16 protein-coding genes are annotated in these 14,698 nt (G+C 70.6%); 9 read left to right on the top strand and 7 right to left on the bottom strand.

What is annotated here, in order from left to right; genetic code table 11:
- Positions 1-385: 385 nt before the first annotated feature.
- The 6 genes from leuS to IF17_RS0107920 all read left to right on the top strand — a co-directional run bounded on the left by leuS (position 386) and on the right by IF17_RS0107920 (position 9,485).
- Positions 386-3,253: a leucine--tRNA ligase gene (gene leuS / locus IF17_RS0107945; RefSeq protein ID WP_030563584.1), complete on the top strand. Its 2,868-nt coding sequence runs from the start codon at positions 386-388 to the stop codon at positions 3,251-3,253.
- A gap of 150 nt (positions 3,254-3,403) precedes the next feature.
- On the top strand, positions 3,404-4,177 hold the full coding sequence (locus IF17_RS0107940; protein ID WP_030563582.1) for a hypothetical protein: 774 nt from the start codon (positions 3,404-3,406) through the stop codon (positions 4,175-4,177).
- A 100-nt stretch (positions 4,178-4,277) separates the two neighbouring features.
- Positions 4,278-5,123: a DegV family protein gene (locus tag IF17_RS0107935; protein WP_030563580.1), complete on the top strand. Its 846-nt coding sequence runs from the start codon at positions 4,278-4,280 to the stop codon at positions 5,121-5,123.
- A 590-nt stretch (positions 5,124-5,713) separates the two neighbouring features.
- On the top strand, positions 5,714-6,394 hold the full coding sequence (locus IF17_RS1000000139630) for a ComEA family DNA-binding protein (protein ID WP_425315159.1): 681 nt from the start codon (positions 5,714-5,716) through the stop codon (positions 6,392-6,394).
- Complete coding sequence (locus IF17_RS0107925; RefSeq protein WP_244890438.1) at positions 6,391-8,826, top strand: ComEC/Rec2 family competence protein; 2,436 nt, start codon at positions 6,391-6,393, stop codon at positions 8,824-8,826. The genes IF17_RS1000000139630 and IF17_RS0107925 overlap by 4 nt, the downstream gene beginning before the upstream one ends.
- 206 nt (positions 8,827-9,032) lie before the next feature.
- On the top strand, positions 9,033-9,485 hold the full coding sequence (locus IF17_RS0107920; protein WP_030563574.1) for a hypothetical protein: 453 nt from the start codon (positions 9,033-9,035) through the stop codon (positions 9,483-9,485).
- Positions 9,486-9,553: 68 nt separating this feature from the next.
- Here IF17_RS0107920 and IF17_RS0107915 read toward each other — a convergent pair whose 3' ends face one another.
- The 3 genes from IF17_RS0107915 to IF17_RS0107905 are packed head-to-tail and all read right to left on the bottom strand — an operon-like array spanning position 9,554 to position 10,430.
- Positions 9,554-9,829 carry a hypothetical protein gene (locus IF17_RS0107915; protein ID WP_030563572.1) on the bottom strand — a complete coding sequence of 92 codons (276 nt, stop codon included), beginning with the start codon at positions 9,827-9,829 and terminating at the stop codon, positions 9,554-9,556.
- A complete protein-coding gene (locus IF17_RS0107910; RefSeq protein ID WP_030563570.1) occupies positions 9,826-10,011 on the bottom strand; it encodes a hypothetical protein in 186 nt (61 codons plus the stop codon). The genes IF17_RS0107915 and IF17_RS0107910 overlap by 4 nt, the downstream gene beginning before the upstream one ends.
- Positions 10,008-10,430 carry an ATP-binding protein gene (locus IF17_RS0107905; protein ID WP_030563568.1) on the bottom strand — a complete coding sequence of 141 codons (423 nt, stop codon included), beginning with the start codon at positions 10,428-10,430 and terminating at the stop codon, positions 10,008-10,010. The genes IF17_RS0107910 and IF17_RS0107905 overlap by 4 nt, the downstream gene beginning before the upstream one ends.
- A 180-nt stretch (positions 10,431-10,610) precedes the next feature.
- Here IF17_RS0107905 and IF17_RS0107900 point away from each other — a divergent pair, with 180 nt between their 5' ends.
- Genes IF17_RS0107900 through IF17_RS0107890 form a run of 3 tightly spaced genes read left to right on the top strand, consistent with a single transcriptional unit; the run spans position 10,611 to position 12,711 of the window.
- Entirely contained in the window at positions 10,611-11,873 is a 1,263-nt protein-coding gene (locus IF17_RS0107900) for a helix-turn-helix domain-containing protein (protein WP_030563567.1), read from the top strand.
- Complete coding sequence (locus IF17_RS0107895; RefSeq protein ID WP_244890437.1) at positions 11,870-12,397, top strand: GNAT family N-acetyltransferase; 528 nt, start codon at positions 11,870-11,872, stop codon at positions 12,395-12,397. Before IF17_RS0107900 ends, IF17_RS0107895 begins: the two co-directional genes overlap by 4 nt.
- A gap of 56 nt (positions 12,398-12,453) precedes the next feature.
- Complete coding sequence (locus tag IF17_RS0107890; RefSeq protein ID WP_030563563.1) at positions 12,454-12,711, top strand: hypothetical protein; 258 nt, start codon at positions 12,454-12,456, stop codon at positions 12,709-12,711.
- A 57-nt stretch (positions 12,712-12,768) separates the two neighbouring features.
- Here the strand turns inward: IF17_RS0107890 and IF17_RS0107885 are convergent, their stop codons facing one another.
- The 4 genes from IF17_RS0107885 to IF17_RS0107870 form a co-directional block, all read right to left on the bottom strand.
- Complete coding sequence (locus IF17_RS0107885) at positions 12,769-13,650, bottom strand: peptidoglycan-binding protein (protein ID WP_209437750.1); 882 nt, start codon at positions 13,648-13,650, stop codon at positions 12,769-12,771.
- A 62-nt stretch (positions 13,651-13,712) separates the two neighbouring features.
- Positions 13,713-14,033: a hypothetical protein gene (locus IF17_RS0107880; RefSeq protein ID WP_030563559.1), complete on the bottom strand. Its 321-nt coding sequence runs from the start codon at positions 14,031-14,033 to the stop codon at positions 13,713-13,715.
- A 9-nt stretch (positions 14,034-14,042) separates the two neighbouring features.
- Positions 14,043-14,270 carry a DUF7620 family protein gene (locus IF17_RS0107875; RefSeq protein ID WP_030563557.1) on the bottom strand — a complete coding sequence of 76 codons (228 nt, stop codon included), beginning with the start codon at positions 14,268-14,270 and terminating at the stop codon, positions 14,043-14,045.
- The gene (locus tag IF17_RS0107870; RefSeq protein WP_030563556.1) at positions 14,270-14,617 is read right to left on the bottom strand and encodes a hypothetical protein; all 348 of its coding nucleotides are present in this window, start codon (positions 14,615-14,617) and stop codon (positions 14,270-14,272) included. Before IF17_RS0107870 ends, IF17_RS0107875 begins: the two co-directional genes overlap by 1 nt.
- Positions 14,618-14,698 lie beyond the last annotated feature (81 nt).

The raw sequence follows: 14,698 nt of genomic DNA, 5'->3' as shown, positions 1-14,698 counted from the left end.
GGATCTTGCGATGAGAGTTCAGAGGGTTCATAGGGGCGACTCCGAATAGTTCGGCAAAGCGGTCCCGTTGCCGCATGCTAGGACGCCCCATACCAACCAGTACGGGCTTTGCTCTGTTGCCCTGATAGAAGCCGGTACGCCGAGTAACCCCGTCTCCGAGTGCTCGGCCAAGCCATGCGATGTCCGCCCACCGGCCGCTCTCCGCTACCCTCCGGGCCCGTGCGGTACCCTGACGCCATGCGTGCCGTACGCCTTCTGCTTAGCGAGCCGCGCTGAAGAATCCCGACCGGTGAGAACGCCTGGTCGGAGTCAGCGCGGCGTCCCCTCCTGTGCGAGGGGATTTTTCGTTTCCCGGCAGATGACGATCGATGGAGCTTTGAGGATCATGAGCGAGACGAATTCCGCAGCCGAGACGGCCGCGCCGCACCGCTACACGGCGGCGATGGCCGCCGACATCGAGGCACGCTGGCAGGACTTCTGGGACGCGGAGGGGACGTACGAGGCACCGAACCCCACCGGTGACCTGGCGGGCGACCCGGAGCTGGCCGCCAAGCCGAAGAAGTTCATCATGGACATGTTCCCGTACCCCTCGGGTGCGGGGCTGCACGTCGGACACCCGCTGGGCTACATCGCCACCGATGTCTACGCCCGTCACCAGCGGATGACCGGCCACAACGTGCTGCACACCCTGGGCTTCGACGCGTTCGGCCTGCCCGCCGAGCAGTACGCCGTCCAGACGGGCACCCACCCCCGCGCCTCCACCGAGGCCAACATGGAGAACATGAAGGTCCAGCTGCGCCGGCTGGGCCTGGGCCACGACAACCGCCGCTCGTTCGCGACGATCGAGGCCGAGTACTACAAGTGGACGCAGTGGATCTTCCTGCAGATCTTCAACTCCTGGTACGACACCGAGGCCGACAAGGCCCGCCCGATCGCCGAGCTGGTCGAGCAGTTCGAGAACGGCACGCGGGCGACCCCCGACGGCCGTGAGTGGAGCGCGCTGAGCGCCGCCGAGCGCGCAGACCTGCTGGGTCAGTACCGCCTGGCGTACGCCTCCGACGCGCCCGTCAACTGGTCGCCCGGCCTGGGCACCGTCCTGGCCAACGAGGAGGTCACCGCCGACGGCCGCTCCGAGCGCGGCAACTTCCCCGTCTTCAAGGCCAAGCTGCGCCAGTGGAACATGCGCATCACCGCCTACGCCGACCGGCTGCTGAACGACCTGGACGGGCTGGACTGGCCCGAGGCCATCAAGCTGCAGCAGCGCAACTGGATCGGCCGGTCCGAGGGCGCCCGCGTCGAGTTCCCGGTCGACACCGCCGGCGGCATCACCGTCTTCACCACCCGTCAGGACACTCTGTTCGGCGCCACGTACATGGTGCTGGCACCCGAGCACGAGCTGGTCGAGCGGATCATCCCGGCCGCCTGGCCCGAGGGCACCCACCCGGTGTGGACCGGCGGCCACGCGAGCCCGGCCGAGGCCGTCACCGCGTACCGCAAGCAGGCCGCAGCCAAGTCCGACGTCGAGCGGCAGGCCGAGGCCAAGGACAAGACCGGTGTCTTCACCGGCGCGTACGCGACCAACCCGGTCAGTGGCGAGAAGGTCCCCGTCTTCATCGCGGACTACGTCCTGATGGGCTACGGCACCGGCGCGATCATGGCCGTACCGGCGCACGACGCACGCGACTTCGCCTTCGCGCGCGCCTTCGAGCTGCCGATGCGCTGCGTCGTCCAGCCGTCCGACGACCGCGGCACCGACCCCTCGACCTGGGACGACGCCTTCGGCTCGTACGACGCGAAGCTGGTCAACTCCGCCAACGACGAGATCTCGCTGGACGGCCTGGGCGTCGTCGAGGCCAAGGCGAGGATCACCGAGTGGCTGCAGGAGCACGGCGTCGGCGAGGGCACCGTCAACTTCCGGCTGCGCGACTGGCTGTTCAGCCGCCAGCGCTACTGGGGCGAGCCCTTCCCGATCGTGTACGACGAGGAGGGCATCGCCCACCCGCTGCCCGAGTCGATGCTGCCGCTGGAGCTGCCGGAGGTCGAGGACTACTCGCCGCGCACCTTCGACCCGGAGGACGCCGACACCCAGCCGGAGACCCCGCTGTCGCGCAACGCCGACTGGGTCAACGTCACGCTGGACCTGGGTGACGGGCCCAGGAAATACCGCCGCGAGACCAACACCATGCCCAACTGGGCCGGTTCCTGCTGGTACGAGCTGCGCTACCTGGACCCGACCAACGACCGGCAGCTGGTCGACCCGGCGATCGAGCAGTACTGGATGGGCCCGCGCGAGGGGCAGCCCACCGGCGGCGTCGACCTGTACGTCGGCGGCGCCGAGCACGCCGTGCTGCACCTGCTGTACGCGCGCTTCTGGTCGAAGGTGCTGCACGACCTGGGCCACATCTCGTCGGCCGAGCCGTTCCACAAGCTGTACAACCAGGGCATGATCCAGGCCTTCGTCTACCGCGACGCCCGGGGCATCGCCGTCCCCGCCGCCGAGGTGGAGGAGCGCGACGGCGCCTTCTACTACGAGGGCGAAAAGGTCAGCCGCGTCCTGGGGAAGATGGGCAAGTCCCTGAAGAACGCGGTCACGCCGGACGAGATCTGCGCCGAGTACGGCGCCGACACCCTGCGCCTGTACGAGATGGCGATGGGCCCGCTGGATGTGTCGCGCCCCTGGGACACGCGTGCCGTGGTCGGCCAGTACCGGCTGCTGCAGCGGCTGTGGCGCAACGTGGTCGACGAGGAGACCGGCGAGGTCACCGTCGTCGACACGGAGCCCGGTGAGGACACCCTGAGGGCCCTGCACAAGGCCATCGACGGGGTCGGCCAGGACCTGGAGGGGATGCGGTTCAACACCGCCATCGCCAAGATCACCGAGCTGAACAACCACCTGACGAAGGCGGGCGGCCCGCTGTCGCGGTCCGTGGCCGAGCGGCTGGTCCTGCTGATCGCCCCGCTGGCCCCGCACATCGCGGAGGAGCTGTGGCGCCGCCTGGGCCACACCGACTCCGTCGTCCACCAGGACTTCCCGGTGGCCGACCCGGCGTACGTCGTGGACGAGACCGTCACCTGCGTCGTCCAGATCAAGGGCAAGGTCCGGGCCCGCCTGGAGATCTCGCCCTCCATCACGGACGAGGAGCTGGAGGCGCTGGCCCTGGCGGACGCGGCGGTCGTCGCGGCGCTGGGAGGAGCCGGGATCCGCAAGGTGATCGTGCGCGCGCCGAAGCTGGTGAACATCGTCCCCGCGTGACGGCCGCTGTATGTAGGCGCTGTACGTAGTTAGGGCCATCCCCTACGGGCAGGTTGGGGGTTCCGAAGGAACCCTCGGCCTGCCCGTTCCGTTTACGGTGGAGGGGAGCGACCGCTACCGGCAGCCGCATCGAGACACCGAGGGGCATTCATGGAAGCCGCGATCACGATCCTGGCGCTGCTCTTCGTCGCGTTCATCGCGCTGGGCGTCTATGCGACCGTGAAGGCTGTCGGCGCGGCCAAGCGCGGCGTGGACCGCACGATCACCCAGGCCCGCCGCACGGTGGAGGACACCACGCTCCGGGCCAAGAGCTTCGGCCAGACCGGCGTCGCGGGCGAGCTGGCCCAGCTCCGGCTCGCCCTGCGCACCTCGATGCGCGCCACCCAGGACGCCCTGCATGCCGGGGTGGCGGAGGACTCCTCGCTCGCGGAGTCGGTGGGCCTCTTCCGGCGGCTGAGCGCGCATGGCCTGGAGCTGGACGAGGAGCTGAAGCGGCTGGAGCGCGAGCCGGACCGGGCGACGGTCGCCGGCCTGCTGCCGCAGCTGAGGGAGCGCACCGAACGGATCACGCACTCGGCGGACTCGCTGCGCTGGGCGGCCCGGGACCACGCGCGGCAGTTCGCCGACGACGACCTGGACGCGCTGAACGCGCAGATCGACATCGAGGCGGGAGCCCTGCGGCACTGGACCGTGGAGGAGCGGCCGGGGACCTCGCAAGGGCCGGAAGCCGGGGCGGCGCGAGGGCGCGACGCCGGGGTGGAGTGGCCCGAGCCGGCCGCCGGGAGCGGTAACAGCAGTACGGCGGACGAGTCCTGGGGCGGACCGGCCCGCGAGGAGGCCCCGCAGGCGATCACCGCGCCGGACCCGCACCTGCGGACGAAGTACCCGTGGCAGAAGTCGGCCAGGCCGGAGACGACCAACTGACGGTCGCGCGGTGACAGGACGCGTTCCGAAGTGACCACGAATGATCGCTGGGCCGGGGCCGGGCTCCCGCACTCCCACCTCGGCAGGTAACCTCCGGCTCATGTCCCGCCATGTCGCTATCGTCACTGATTCAACGGCCTACCTGCCGCGCCGGACGATGGAACGGCACGGCATCACCGCGGTGCCGCTGACCGTCGTCCTGGGCGATCAGGCGCTGGAGGAGGGCACGGAGATCTCGGCCCGCTCGCTCGCCCTGGCCCTGCAGAAACGCCACTCCGTGACCACCTCCCGCCCCAGCCCCGAGGTCTTCGCCGCGACCTACCGGGCGGCGGCCGACGGCGGGGCCGACGCCGTGGTCTCCCTGCACCTGTCGGCGGAGTTCTCGGGCACGTACGACGCCGCGCTGCTCGCGGCGAAGGACGCCCCGATCCCGGTACGTGTGGTGGACACGGGCATGGTCGCCATGGCCCTGGGCTTCTGCGCGCTCGCGGCCGCGGAGAGCGCGGAGGCGGGCGGCAGTCCGGACGAGATCGTGGCGGCGGCGGAGAAGCGGGCTGCCGGAACATCCGCGTATTTCTATGTCGACACCCTCGACTACCTCCGCAGGGGCGGCCGCATCGGCACGGCCCAGGCGCTGCTGGGATCCGCGCTCGCGGTGAAGCCGATCCTCCAGCTCGACGGCGGCCGGATCGAGATGCTGGAGAAGGTGCGGACGGCGTCCAAGGCCATCGCCCGCCTGGAGGAGATCGTCGCCGAGCGGGCCGGTCAGGCGGCGGTGGACATCGCCGTCCACCACCTCGCCGCGCCGGAGCGCGCGGAGCGCCTGGCCGAGCGGCTGCGGGAACGGGTGCCGGGGCTGGCCGACCTCCATGTCAGCGAGGTGGGCGCGGTGATCGGGGCGCACACGGGGCCGGGGCTGCTGGGTGTGGTGATCTCGCCGCGGTGACAGCACGGAACCCCTCGGACGGGTGACCGGGATATCCACAACTGACCGGTTGTCCACAGGAATCGGGGCTGCTCAGCGGGTTCGGGCGGGTGTGCCTAACGTCGTGAGGCATGGCCCTTCGAACTTCTCGGGTGTCGATCCCCGACCACGCGTCTGCCGCAGCTGACCACTTGTCCGCCGCCGCCCCGCCTGCGGCCTCTCCGTCTTCGGTGCTGTCTGCCGAACGTGCCCCGGCGGGCGGGCGCCGGGTGCGGCGCGGTCCCGGCAGCCGTCCGAGCGGCCGGGCGGGGGTCCGTCCTGGTGCCCGCCCTGGCAGGTCCGGGTCCGCGCGTGGCCGTGCCGCCCTGGCCGCGGCGGCCGCGAGGCGCCGGGCGGACGCGCTGATGGCGGGTGGGCCGGGTGCGGGGGTGGCTGCTGAGCCGAGTCCGGGTTCGGCTCCTGAGTCCGGTCCGGGTGGGGTTCCTGAGTCCGGTCCCCGTACGTACCCGCTGTCCGATGACCGCGCGGGGGAAGGCGTTCAGGGCCAGGCAGCTGGTCCCTCACAGGTCGGGCGTCTGGTGTCGGGGCTCTGGGACCGGGTGCCCCTGTGGGTGCGGATCAGATGGAGGCTGGCGCCCCGGACGCTTGCGGCGCTGGCCCTGGTGCTGGTGGCCGCCGTCGGCCTCGCCGCCTTCCACTTCTGGTCCGTGCGTCCGCAGGGAGTGCGTGCGCCCGAGACGGTGGAGGCGGGGGCCGCGGCGGTGGCCGGGGATCCGTTACGGGCCGGAGGCGCGGACCCGGTGCCCCGGCCGGTCGCGGGCGCACCGCCTTCCCCTCCTCCCGAACCGGCCGGGGAGATCGTCGTGGATGTCAGCGGCAAGGTGCACCGCCCGGGCGTCCAGCGCCTCCCGGCCGGTTCCAGGGTGGCGGACGCGCTCCGGGCGGCGGGCGGGGTGCGCGCCGGGACCGATGTGACGGGGCTCAACCGGGCGCGCGTGCTCATGGACGGCGAGCAGGTAGCGGTGGGGCTGCCCCAGGCCCCGGCCGCCCTCGGCGCGACCGGCGGGGCGGCGGGCGCACCGGGGACGGCCGGTCCTGCGGCACCGCTGAGCCTGAGCGTGGCGACCAAGGAGCAGCTCGAAACCCTGCCGGGGGTCGGGCCCGTGCTGGCCCAGCACATCATCGACCACCGCACGGAGAACGGCGGATTCCGGTCCGTGGACGAACTCCGGCAGGTCAACGGCATCGGTGACCGCCGGTTCGCCGACCTCCGTCCGCTCGTGCAGCCATGAACGGCCCCGAGGCGGGTGTGGCCGACCGGGACGGCTCCGCCACCCCGAGCGGTGTGCCGGGGACGGCCCGGGCCCGGGAGGAGGGTCCGACGGATCTGAGGCTCGTCCCGCCGGCGCTGGCGGTCTGGGCGGCCGCCGCTCTCGCGCTGGGGCTGCCGGGACGCTGGGTGGCCGCAGGGACGGCGGTCTGCGCCGCCGTGGCGCTCGCGCTTCTGGCGGCCGCGTCCGCCGCCGGAAGCAGGCGGGCTGCCGTGCCCTCCGGATCCGGACGGGCCGCCTCCTCGGCCGGAGGGAGCCGGGCCGCCCCACCTGCTGGGCGCAAGCGGGCCGTCGCGGCGGGAGCTGTGCTGCTCTGTGCGGCGGCGGGCGGGGCCACGGCCGGACTGCACGGCGCCGACGTGCGGCGAGGGCCCGTCCCCGGGCTGGCGCAGGAGCATGCGCGGGTCGACGCCGAGGTGCGGGTCACCTCGGACCCCCGGCCGACCCGCCCCGGCGTGCGGGGCAGCCACAGCACCCCGCCCATGCTCCTGCTCGACGCGGACATCACCGAGGTGGCCGCGCCCGACGGCCATCGCACCCGGGTCCGTACGCCGGTGCTCCTCATGGTCTCGCCCGGGGACGACCGGGCGAGGTGGCAGGAGCTCCTGCCGTCCACCCGGCTCCGCGTCGGCGGCCGCCTCTCACCCCCCGCCCACGAGGGCGAACGCCTGGCCGCCGTCCTGCGGGTGGACACCGAAGGGCCGCCCCGGATCACCGGGTCCCCGACGGCCGTCCAGCGCGCGGCGGGGGAGCTGCGCTCCGGGCTGCGGGAGGCGACGGACGGCCTCGACGCCGACCCCCGGGCGCTGCTGCCGGGGCTGGTGGTCGGAGACACCTCCAGGGTCCCGCCCGAGCTCCACGACGCCTTCAAGGCCACCGATCTGACGCACTTGTTGGCTGTGTCCGGGGCTAACCTGTCGATCCTGCTCTTCCTCCTCATCGGCCCGCCCGGATCCGCGCTGAACAGCGAAAGGCGAGGCCTGGCACCGAAGTTGGGCATCTCCCTGCGGGGGACCGCGCTGATCGGCGGCGGGCTGACGCTCATCTTCATCGTCGTCTGCCGTCCCGAGCCGAGCGTCCTGCGCGCGGCGGCCTGCGGTCTGATCACGCTGCTCGCCATCGGGACCGGCCGCCGCAGGTCCCTGATCCCGGCCCTGGCGGCGGCCGTGGTGCTCCTGGTGCTGTACGACCCCTGGCTGGCCCGGAGCTACGGGTTCCTGCTGTCGGTCCTGGCCACGGGGGCCCTGCTGACGCTCGCGCCGCGGTGGAGCGCGGCGCTCCAGCGGCGGGGGATGCCGGTCCGGTTCGCCGAGGTGCTGGCGGCGGCAGCGGCGGCGCAGGCGGTGTGCGCGCCCGTGGTGGTGGTCCTGGCCTCGCGGGTGAGCCTGGTGGCGATTCCGTGCAACCTGCTGGCGGAGTTCGCGGTGGCGCCCGCGATGGTGTTCGGGTTCGCGGCGCTGGCCGTCGCCCCGGTCGCCCCGCCGGTGGCCGAGCTGCTGGCCCGGGTCGCGGGCTGGCCGGCCGGGTGGATCGCGTCGGTGGCCCGTACCGGGGCGGACCTTCCGGGGGCGGAGGCCCCGTGGCCCGGGGGGTGGGCCGGCGCCGCTCTCCTCGCGCTCCTCACGGTCCTGGCCGTGCTGCTCGCCCCTCGGCTCATCCGTCGTCCCTGGCTCTGCCTTGCCGCCGCGCTGCTCCTGGTCCTGGTGGTGCTGCGGCCGGTCCCGTTGACCCGGATCATGACCGGGTGGCCGCCGCCCGGCTGGGCGTTCGCGCTGTGCGACGTGGGGCAGGGCGACGCGATGGTGCTCGCGGCCGGGGAGGGGACGGGTGTGGTCGTCGACGCCGGACCCGACCCCCGCTCGGTCGACCGCTGCCTGCGCGATCTCGGGGTCACCCGCGTCCCGCTCGTGATCCTCACCCACTTCCACGCCGACCACGTGAGGGGGCTGCCCGGCGTGCTGCGGGGCAGGGCCGTGGGCGCGGTCCAGACGACGAGCCTCGACGAGCCGCCCGAGCAGGCCGCGTTCGTCCGGCGTACGGCGGCCGCGGCCCGGGTCGCGACGGTGCGGGCGGTAGCCGGCGAGCGACGCCGGGCGGGGCCGCTGGACTGGCGGGTCCTCTGGCCGCGCGACGGCCCTGGGGGAGCAGGGGGAGCCGGGCGAGCCGGGGCGGTGAAGGGGGCGGGCGGGCCGAACGACTCCAGCGTGACCCTGCACGTACGGGCCGCGGGCGGGCTGACGCTGCTGCTCCTCGGCGACCTCGAACCACCGGCCCAGCGGGGGTTGCTGCCCAGCGCGGCGGGGCTGCCCCGGGTGGACGTCCTCAAGGTGGCCCACCAGAAATTTCTTCGACCCTACCCACTTGAGGGTTTCCGGAGAGCTGGCCCCGGCTGATCGTGGTCGCCCGGGGAGGGCTTGTGGGCGCGGAGCCGGGCCGAGGACGGGGCGCAGGATTCCTACTGGATATTCTCCAAGATTTCTTGGTTTGGGTAAATCGGAGATGGCGCCTCTTCTAGCATCGGACCGTGACTTTAAATTCTCCGGCGGGACTCCCGCCCCTTCCCTCTGAACCTCCGAAGAGATCCGGACTCTGGCGTTCGATGTCCATGCGGAAGAGGGTCTCCCTCGTCGCGCTGTGCATGGCCCTCGCTGGCGCTGGGATCGCTGTATCCACAGCTCAAGGCGGTACTGAGAGTGCCTCCTCCTCTACCACCAGCGACCCCGAGACGACCGAGAGCGATGCTGTTCAGGCGTGTGCGGATAGCTGGAATAACCACAATGGAAACAAGGGCAATATCGCCTCCATTGCTACAGCGGCACAGGGGGAAAACCCGACGGCGTATGTCCACGTCGGGTTCAGTTCGGTATTCCCGGACAGGTGCCTGATCGCGGTCGCTAACCCGTCCACCCTGTATGCCCAGCAATACCTTCAGGACGGTCCGACCGGGTGGCCCATCGTCCCCGCCTGGACGGGTTCGGCAAGCGACCTCGACGCCTCGACCCTCCAGTGGAACGCCAGGATGGCCACGAGCGGGACGGTCATCGTCCTGTGACGAGAGGCCCCAGCCGAGGCGCATCGGCTGGGGCCTCTCTCCTCACGGGTAGGGGGGAGCCATCTGGGTCAGGTGGCCTCTACCTCGCGAGGGTCTCGGGGGAGCTGGACTATCCGGGGCCGGACGTCCATCCGCTCCATGGAGCGCTCGTGCATGACGAGCAGCTCTTGTACGCACTCGCGGCAGGCGTACAGAGGGGTCTCGCCCTCGTCGCTTCGGATCTCGCCGAAGCGGGTCACCTGAGTCCCCTTCCGGGGGCACCGGAAGCACGAACCCATCTCGTACTCGTAGGCCGCGATCAGGACGCCGAGACGGTCCGTGGAGGTGCGCTCGGGGAAGGTCATGATGTCCGGCGCGGCTCGATCATGGTCAGCTTCTGCGGATCCTCGGCCGTCCAGTGCGGGCCGCCGCCCGCGATGGGCCGGAGGACGAACTCGGAGCCCTTCCGAACATCCGTGACGATCGCACTTCTGCCGGTGCACGCGTCGTGCACGGTGTCGCCAACCCAGGCGCTTCCGTTCTTCATGCTGCGTTCCACACCTCAATCTCGCCCCACACCTGCTTGCCCCACGGGTACAGCTCGGTCCCCCACTGCTCGGTGAGGGCATCGACGATCAGTAGTCCTCTGCCCCTGATCTGCTCGCCGTTCGAGTCGGTGCGCATCGTCGGCAGCTCCTTGGACCGGTCGACCACTCCGAGACGGACGCGGTCCTCCGAAGTGCGGGAGACGATGACGCGGATCGAGGGGAGCCGGCCGTGGTCGGCTGCGTTGGACACCAACTCCGTGATGATCAGGGCGGCGTCGTCGACCAGCTCATCCAGTCCCCACGTCGCCAGAGCGATGCGGACGAGCCTGCGGGCGACGGCGGCGCTCTCGGGCTCGCGGGGGAGGGTCTCGGAGTACCCGGGGTGTCCTGTCGGGCGTGGTGTGGCGGTCACTGGCATCGGGACCTCGATGAAGTGGGTGAACTGCCCGAGGTGTCCCGGGGCAGCGTCGGCCTCGATTCAGTCAACGACGCCCGGTCTGAGCGGAGGAGGAAAAGTCCGCCCGCTGTGCATCGGGCCTGACCGGAAATTTCTGCGGGAACACCTCTATCGATGGGGCTTGGTCACTACCGTGGTCACGTGGAGGGGAACGAGAGCCTCAGCAGTGCGATGCAGGAGCAGGGCCTGACGCAGGTCGAGTTAGCCGACGCGGTGAACGTCCGGCTCATCTGCTCCGGGTACGAGGGCACGGTCAGCGACCGAACCGTCCGCAACTGGGTAACCGGTAAGACGCGGTGGCCCCACCCCCGGCAGCGCGAGGCGTTAGAGGCAGTATTCGGCCGTACCGCCGGGGACTTGGGCTTCAGCCCACCGGCGAGAAGACGACGCTCCTCGAACCCTCCGGAGGACCCTGTGGACCGCAGGAACTTCCTCACCTCTTCCACCGGTGCAGTCGCCGCCGTGGTCCCCTTCGTCGGCGCTCGGCCGCAGGTGGGCACCTCCGACGTCATTCGGCTGCGCTCGGGCTTGGATGCCCTGATGGAGCTGGACCGCAGCCGAGGCGGCCACGAGGACTTAGAGCGAGCTGCGTTGGCCGGAGCTGCCGACGCTCTGGAGAAGCAGAAGCTCGGGGCCACCCAACGCATCAGGCAGAGGCTCTTCTCCGTCGCCGCCGACTACACCGCCACGGCGGCCTGGAGCGCTATCGATGCCCGGCAGATGGACCGTGCCTCTCAGCTTCTCGGACGAGCCCTCTATTTGGCCGGTATGGCCAAGGACCCTGTCGCCGAGATGAGGGTGTGGAACTCGTACGCGATGCTCGCCCACCACCGGGATGAGTACGCAGAGGCTGTCGACGCGGCTTATGCGGCCCAGGGGACGACCATCGCCCGGCGACTTCCGTTCTTCGCCTCCCTCGCTCACGCCCGCACGGCCATCGGCCACTCCAACCTCGGGGACCGCCAAGCCGCTCTGCGCTCTCTGGGACACGCCCAGGAGGCCCTGGGGAAGGCCGAGGGAGGAGAGCCCCTGCCGTCGTGGATCGCCTTCTACGGGCCGGCTGAGCTGATGGCCATGACCGCCATCGTCCGGGACCGGATCGGGGACGCCGCCGAGTCCGAGGCCGCTTCGCACCAGGCACTGGGGACCATCCCGAAGCAGTTCAAGAGGAACCGGGCTTTGGCCACCGCACGGCTCGCGTTGGCCCAGCTTCACCAGCGCGATATCGATCAGGCGTGCTCCACGGCCGCCACGGTGTTCACGTTGATGTCGGGGCACCCGATCCCAGGGCGCATGCGGTCCCTGCTCGGCGACTACTACCGGGACTTGATCACTCTTGCGCCTGATGCCTCGATCGCCCGAGAGTGGGGCGACCGCTACCGAACCGAATGGAGCCGACTGTGAGCGCCGCTGAGCTGGAGATCCGCCACTTCGGGCATGAGGACCTGCCGCAGATCCGGCAGACCATCATCGACCTGCACGCAGCAGCGGCTGGGCCCGACCGGGACGACGACTTCAAGAAGAAGTTCCCGTGGTTCGTGGACCACTGGGGCGGCAACGCGGACTTCGCCTGCGTGATCGCGTACGACGGCGACGACGCGGTGGGCTTCGCCTACGGAGCGCCCGCAGTCGAAGGCCGCGAGTGGTGGCGCGAAAGCCTGGAGACCCCGCCGGAGAAGTCCCGGACCTTCTCCTACTCGGAGCTGGCTGTTCACCCTGAGAAGCGGAAGCAGGGAGTGGCGGACGCTCTCTCACGTGCGCTCCTGGAGGAGCGGCCCGAGGACCTCGCCGTCCTCTTGGTGGACGTCAAGCACCCTCGCGTACAGGCTCTGTACGAGGACTGGGGCTTCCGCAAGGTGGGGGAGCGGCAGCCCTTTCCGGACTCCCCGGTCTACGCGGTGATGCTCGCTGAACTGCCCCTCGTATAGGGGCGTTCCAGCTATTCTGGGTTCTCCGAATTGAGCAGTATGACCCGGAGGTCTGTATGGCCGGTCAGTCCCACGAGCCGCACTTCAGGGCCGATCCGATCAGGCTTCCCGATGGCCGGGAGATCCACGTCTCAGCCTTTCCCGACGGCAGTATCGGCTTCCGTATCGGCGGACAGCCCTATGTCCTGACCGAGGCGCACCTCAACCGAGGTCACCCGACGTCAATGGCGTATCTGAGGATCTCGCCCGGCAAGCAGGGCAGCAGCGCTTCGTACAACTACACGGAGTGGCTGGAGAGCAAGAACGGCGGCTAGACGCACGAAGCGCCCCCTCCCGACTGTTGCCGGGAGGGGGCGCTTCGTTGGGAGGGATCAGGACCAAGGCACCTGAAGTTCCGACCAGGAGGCCGGTCCGGGAGGCCACTTGGCGGCTGAGCCGGTGTACCCCAGCTTCCGCTGGAACTTCTCGTACGAGTCGATGTCGGCCTGACCCAGCTTCGGGCCGGGCCCCTCCTTGTAGAGGCCGCAGCCCTCCGCCACGAGCCGCTGGCCCATGGCGGTGAAGATCGAGCTGGACTTGCCCAGGGCGGGCTTCGAGCCGTTCATGAAGAAGGACGTGCCCGGGAGGGGGACCAATGCAGGCTTCACCGTGTTGACGGTGAAATCAGCCCAGGTGCCGGGGTCCGTGTGGTCGTTCTCCGGGACCTGACTGTGCCCATACCAGCCGCTCCGCGTCCGCCAGATCTGCTCGTCCCGCTTCGAGACGAAGCCCGCGGGCTTCCCCATCGGCCAGGAGCTGGCGACGCCCCAGGACGCCACCCAGTCGTGCAGCTCGTCCCAGCCCTTGCAGGGCGTGTCCACGAGGGACTCGTAAGCCTTGCCCTTCACGCGACACCAGGGGAAGAAGAGCGCCTCCACCTGAATCACGACCGAGCCGGCCCGGTTGGTCCGGGTGCCCCCGGCGCGGTCCGACAAGGACAGGGAGCGGGAGTTCGCGGGGAAGAACTGGACGACCTTGCCGGTGAACGGATCCCACAGCAGGTGGGGAGCGACGGCCCGGCCGGAGACGTTGTCCCCGAAGTACGAGCGGAGATTGGCGTAGGGCACCAGGTCCTGGGGCTTCGCCTTGGTGGCGTTCCGGTCCCAGGTGATGTGGGCGATGACCTTTGCGGGGCCCCCGTCGGTGGGGGCGGTGTTGCCGATCGAGAATCTCTCGGCACCGGGCATCCAGAGGTCGGACACGGTGGTCTCCATGGGCGTGAGCGGGCATGAGAAAGCCCCCTGCGACCGATGGTCGAGGGGCGAGGAGAGGCGGTTCAGATGGTCGTGGACGGATCCTTGGGGTGGTCTCGCAGGTACCGGAGGTAGGAGAAGAAGCGGACCAGGAGAAGCGCGTCTATCGCGGCGAGCAGGCCGAGGGACAGCAGGATGTCCCACCACGCGTGCTCTGGCCGGGCGCCGCGGATCCCCAGGAGCACGAGGGAGCGCGCGTACCAGAGGCCCACGATGATGACCCACCACGAGGCGTTGATCTCGACCTTGCGGAAGAAGCGCCGGGGCCGGTGCATGGCCAGGAAGCCGATCGAGGCGGCCAGGCCGGTGATCAGCAGGGCGTACAGGGTGACGGTGTAGAGCACGGGGCCTCCTTACGAACGGCTGTCGTTGAGCCGGCCGAGGACGATGCCCTCGATGAAGTCGCTGTAGGCGTTGGCCCTGTTGTGGGCCTTGAGCTGCTCCTTCACCCGGCGGCTCTCGTGGAACTGCGCCTCGGACTCGGGGCTCCGGGACTGTGCCTCGTGGAGGGACTTCTCGGCGGCCCTCTTCGCGGTCTCTGACTCGGGAGACTCGTGACTACGTCGGGTGAAGGGCCACATCAGGCACTCCTGGGGGCGGTCTGGGGCCGGTGTCCGAACTCTTCGAGGAGACGGACCATGGCCTGCCCCTGTTCGGTGGCGACCTCGGCGCTGGCCTGGGCGGCTGCGAGCTGTTGCCGAGTGGCCTGGTGCGCGTCCCGTTCGGTCTCGTAGGCCGCCCGCCATCCGTCCTTGTCGGCGATGAGGTTGTTCATCGCCCACTTCGGTACGAGCACGCCGAGGATCAGCAGGACCACGATCAGGCCGACCACGCCGTACTGGAGGAGCTGGCCGATCATCTTGCCGATGTCAGGTCCTGCGCCTGCGCCTTCAGCGGCGGCTATGGCCCAGAGCATGTTGTGGGCCAAGGGGACCTCCTTGCGTGAGTGTGCGCAGGAAGATCCGGCGCGGGTCTAGACATGCGAAGGCCCCGGCTGTAGCGCCGGGGC

The organism is Streptomyces cyaneofuscatus, from assembly GCF_000718135.1.
Taxonomy (GTDB): Bacteria; Actinomycetota; Actinomycetes; order Streptomycetales; family Streptomycetaceae; genus Streptomyces; species Streptomyces cyaneofuscatus.
This window is presented reverse-complemented; position numbering and strand designations above follow the sequence as displayed.

What these genes read in the sequence shown, in the direction of transcription:
- IF17_RS0107935 (WP_030563580.1), top strand. Translation starts at nt 4,278, where the DNA reads ATGTCCCGCCATGTCGCTATCGTCACTGATTCAACGGCCTACCTGCCG.
- IF17_RS0107915 (WP_030563572.1), bottom strand. Translation starts at nt 9,829, where the DNA reads ATGACCTTCCCCGAGCGCACCTCCACGGACCGTCTCGGCGTCCTGATC.
- IF17_RS0107885 (WP_209437750.1), bottom strand. Translation starts at nt 13,650, where the DNA reads ATGGAGACCACCGTGTCCGACCTCTGGATGCCCGGTGCCGAGAGATTC.
- IF17_RS0107910 (WP_030563570.1), bottom strand. Translation starts at nt 10,011, where the DNA reads ATGAAGAACGGAAGCGCCTGGGTTGGCGACACCGTGCACGACGCGTGC.
- IF17_RS0107905 (WP_030563568.1), bottom strand. Translation starts at nt 10,430, where the DNA reads ATGCCAGTGACCGCCACACCACGCCCGACAGGACACCCCGGGTACTCC.
- IF17_RS0107925 (WP_244890438.1), top strand. Translation starts at nt 6,391, where the DNA reads ATGAACGGCCCCGAGGCGGGTGTGGCCGACCGGGACGGCTCCGCCACC.
- IF17_RS0107920 (WP_030563574.1), top strand. Translation starts at nt 9,033, where the DNA reads ATGTCCATGCGGAAGAGGGTCTCCCTCGTCGCGCTGTGCATGGCCCTC.
- IF17_RS0107940 (WP_030563582.1), top strand. Translation starts at nt 3,404, where the DNA reads ATGGAAGCCGCGATCACGATCCTGGCGCTGCTCTTCGTCGCGTTCATC.
- IF17_RS0107875 (WP_030563557.1), bottom strand. Translation starts at nt 14,270, where the DNA reads ATGTGGCCCTTCACCCGACGTAGTCACGAGTCTCCCGAGTCAGAGACC.
- leuS (WP_030563584.1), top strand. Translation starts at nt 386, where the DNA reads ATGAGCGAGACGAATTCCGCAGCCGAGACGGCCGCGCCGCACCGCTAC.
- IF17_RS0107890 (WP_030563563.1), top strand. Translation starts at nt 12,454, where the DNA reads ATGGCCGGTCAGTCCCACGAGCCGCACTTCAGGGCCGATCCGATCAGG.